Origin of the sequence: Lactiplantibacillus sp. ME-2 (genome assembly GCF_022549155.1) — a bacterium.
In the GTDB taxonomy this organism is placed as follows: Bacteria; Bacillota; Bacilli; order Lactobacillales; family Lactobacillaceae; genus Lactiplantibacillus; species Lactiplantibacillus plantarum.
This window is the reverse complement of sequence record NZ_JAKZEQ010000081.1, coordinates 1-3,894: the sequence shown is the minus strand read 5'-3', so window position 1 is coordinate 3,894 and position 3,894 is coordinate 1. Positions and strand designations below refer to the sequence as shown.

Annotated in this window: 3 protein-coding genes; all 3 read left to right on the top strand. The window is 35.6% G+C overall.

The genetic code is table 11. The features are described from left to right. Positions 1-99 precede the first annotated feature (99 nt). The 3 genes from MMY95_RS16150 to MMY95_RS15140 all read left to right on the top strand — a co-directional run bounded on the left by MMY95_RS16150 (position 100) and on the right by MMY95_RS15140 (position 3,557). Entirely contained in the window at positions 100-534 is a 435-nt protein-coding gene (locus MMY95_RS16150; protein WP_241277789.1) for a response regulator transcription factor, read from the top strand. Between the two features lie 165 nt (positions 535-699). Next, positions 700-2,736: a KUP/HAK/KT family potassium transporter gene (locus MMY95_RS15145; protein ID WP_015639648.1), complete on the top strand. Its 2,037-nt coding sequence runs from the start codon at positions 700-702 to the stop codon at positions 2,734-2,736. Positions 2,737-3,119: 383 nt separating this feature from the next. Then, on the top strand, positions 3,120-3,557 hold the full coding sequence (locus MMY95_RS15140) for a MarR family transcriptional regulator (protein WP_047674591.1): 438 nt from the start codon (positions 3,120-3,122) through the stop codon (positions 3,555-3,557). Positions 3,558-3,894 lie beyond the last annotated feature (337 nt).

Here is a 3,894-nt window from a genome sequence, read left to right as displayed (position 1 = left end):
GGAAGCTGATCTTTTTTGTCCGAACAGCGTTCGGATTAATTTTACAATCTACCTATACCTATTATTGTTATTTCAGCACGTGATGAGGACGCCGACAAAGTGCAGGCTCTAGATTTTGGTGCTGATGATTATTTAACAAAACCCTTTTCTATTGATGAATTACTGGCTAGAATTCGTGTTTCTTTGAGAAGGACCAACATAATATATAACAAAGGAAAAAACAGTATTAATAATTATTATAATGGAGAATTGACTATCAACTTTGATTCACAAACGGTCAAAGTAAACCAAAATGAAATCCATTTAACACCAACCGAATATAAGGTTTTGATTATTCTTGCTGAAAACACTTCCCGCGTGTTGACACATCGCTATCTGTTGAAAGAGGTCTGGGGGACAGAACCGGTTGAAGATACATCTTCTCTTCGAGTGACCATTGCAACTTTGCGAAAAAAGATTGAAGTTAACACTCAGAATCAGTATATTAAAACACATATTGGAGTCGGTTATCAGATGGTTCAACTAGATAGTTAAGAATAGAATGCCCATAATTTATGGTTTCAATCAGTATATCGTAAATTATGAGCTTCTTTAAAGTGATTTCATTATGATGTATATGGCATAGTTGCTTTTCTTCGTGTTTAGGCTTACTATTTTGCAGTGCTATATTTCAATAATTAGCGTTGGGGGCAAGCAAATATGAATAAGCAACTAGAACGTGTTTCTTTTGCGGGGGCACTTGTTACTTTAGGAATTGTGTACGGTGATATTGGCACTTCACCATTGTATGTTATGAATGCATTGATTGGTGACGCCGGTAAAATGGGAAATATTTCTCCCAATTACGTGATTGGATCGATCTCGTTGATTTTTTGGACATTAATGATCATTACAACGTTGAAGTATGTTGTCATTGCAATGCAAGCCGATAATAAGCGTGAGGGCGGAATTTTTGCTTTATATGCATTGGTTCGAAAAAATTCAAAATGGTTAATTTGGCCAGCCTTGATTGGTGGGGCGGCCATTTTGGCCGATGGAACATTAACTCCTGCAGTAACTGTGACTTCAGCCATTGAGGGATTAAAAAAACAACACCTTGGCCCTGTGGTGTTTAGTAATTCTCAACATAACGTCTTGATTATCACAACAGTTGTTCTACTCGTATTATTTATGATTCAACATTTTGGAACAGGTATGATTGGGAAATCCTTTGGACCAGTGATGATTTTATGGTTTGGCTTTTTGGCTGTCTTTGGAATCGTTAATCTAATCAATTATCCAATGATATTGAAGGCTATTTCTCCTTATTATGCAATTAGGATACTATTCAGTCCAGTTAACAAAGTGGGAATCTTTATACTTGGAAGTATCTTTTTGGCAACCACAGGAGCAGAGGCTTTATATTCCGATATGGGTCACGTTGGCAAGCAGAATATTTATGTAACATGGCCACTAGTATATAGTACCCTATTTTTAAATTACTTAGGTCAAGGTGCTTGGATAATTAGACATGCAGGTGATACTGCTTACAGGAACTTATCGAACTTAAATCCCTTTTATGAAATGCTCCCCGGAACTTGGCGCCTAGTTGGCATTTTGCTAGCCACACTCGCTGCAATTATTGCCTCTCAAGCGTTGATTACGGGTTCTTACACTTTAGTCGATGAAGCAATTGGCTTAAAATTTTTACCTAGAATGGTTATTAGACATCCAAGTAATATAAAAAATCAAATTTATATTGCAACTGTTAACTGGATACTATGTATAATAACAATTAGTGTAGTCTGGTTCTTTGGTAGTTCACAAAAAATGGAGGCCGCGTATGGTTTAGCGATCACTATTACCATGCTTATGACTACTGTGCTTTTGCATGAATTCTTAAAGAAACACCTGGCTAAGGGAACAGCACTTATAATTGCCTTGTTTTTTGGTTTTATTGAGTTAATCTTTCTAATTTCAAGTTTGGTTAAGTTTATTCATGGCGGTTATGTTACGTTAACAATCATGTTGGGCATTCTTTATATTATGTGGCTTTGGTACTTTGGAAATAAACGAAGAGAACATTATGAGAAAGAAAGCGAGTATGTTTCACTTCTTGACTATCGTGATCAACTCTCTAAATTAAGCGCAGACAATACAGTACCTTTGTTCACGACTAACTTAGTGTATATGACTAAAATTAAGGGTGATTACCAAATTAAGCGTAGCACCATGTATTCTATTCTCGACAGACAACCTAAAAGAGCTAAAGTTTATTGGTTTGTTACAGTCAATGAAACCAATGCACCTTATGAAAGTAATTATACAGTTGATTTACTTGAGACGCATAATGTTGTTAACGTTCAACTTTACTTAGGGTTTAGGAAATCTCAATCCGTTAGTGTCTATTTACATCAAATTGTAAATCATCTAGTGGAACAAGGTATTTTAGAACCACAAATACCCACGTATTCAACAGAGCGACAACGGAAAGTCGGCGACTTTAAGTTTGTTATTATAAAGGAACAACCAGCAGATTTAATTGTCAATGATAAGTTAAGCTCGTTAGATAGAAGATTGATTGGCGGGCGCATCTATTTGCAGAAAATTACGGCCTCACCTATTTCATGGTATGGTTTGGAGTTTAGCAATGTCATAGAAGAAAGTTCTCCGTTATTTATTACTCAAGATCAGGATCAATACTTAATCCAAAAGAAAATTTATCATCGAGGCAGATTAAGTAAGACTGAAAAATGAGTATGCAGTAGTTTAAGTGCAACAACTAAGTTAGAAAAATTATATTTAGTTTTAGGTAGATTGTAAAATTAACCTTCAATGCATATTAATAATATTTCTAACGTTCATAATGAGTTTGAATCAATTTATTATAATAAGAATTATAAATAGTTTATCGACAGATTTTAGAGTTTCTATTAACCCGAGCCAATCAACGATGCTGCTAAACCGGTTCAGGCTGGTCAAACAGAGGCTACTAATTTTGTAGATCAATGGTTGCCTCGAACTGATGAAACTGACCAACGACATATGACACTGAGGGGCTTATTACTATTAGCCATGAGTAGTTTGTTATAACTCTTCGGAATGACTAAGCGGCAGTACAAAGAATAGGATGATATTATATGGTAAATCATCAGCAAATTAAGAACCAGTTTGAGAGCTTAACAACCCTGCAAGCTATTCAGAATCAGGCATACCAGATGTTAGTGCAAGGACTGGCCAAAACTGACTTTTCAATGCGTGAGTGGGGAATATTAGTCTATCTTGAACAACATGGGCAAGCTACTGCTAGTGAATTATCTGATGCATTCACGGTCACGCGCACACTAATTTCCAGGAATACTTGGCGATTGATTCAAGATAATTTAATTCAATCACAAGTGAATCCAAATGATCGGCGAATTGTTTGGCTATCTTTGACTGTTAATGGCCAAGAAAGGGTCCAGGAAGGTGTTCGGCAAGTGCAAGCAAATTTAAAAACTTTCAACCAAAGTCACGATTTGGAGAAGTTGACTAAACAAGTGGAAACTTTGTCACAACAACTGGCTAAGATAAATTAAAAGTTTTTCAAAGTAAGTAAAGATGCCTTAATGTAAATAAAGATCGGTCCGTTAAAACCCTTGGGGTTGAGCAGGCCGGTCTTTTGTTGAAGTGAAGAAAATTTAAACATTAAGATTATTTTAGTCTCGTGACAATAATCATTTTGTATACCTAAGTAATTAATCGAGCATTGCAAGTGGCAAAGTTTCTCACCATTAAAAAAGCTTAGATATATTTAGATACAAATTTTTTGACGTTTTGAATATGTGATAATTAAAGTGTTTAAATGGAACGAACCGGGTCACAACTTAACAGTTGTGGCCTCTTTTTTGATGCTGTATAATTAAAGGGTTAGAA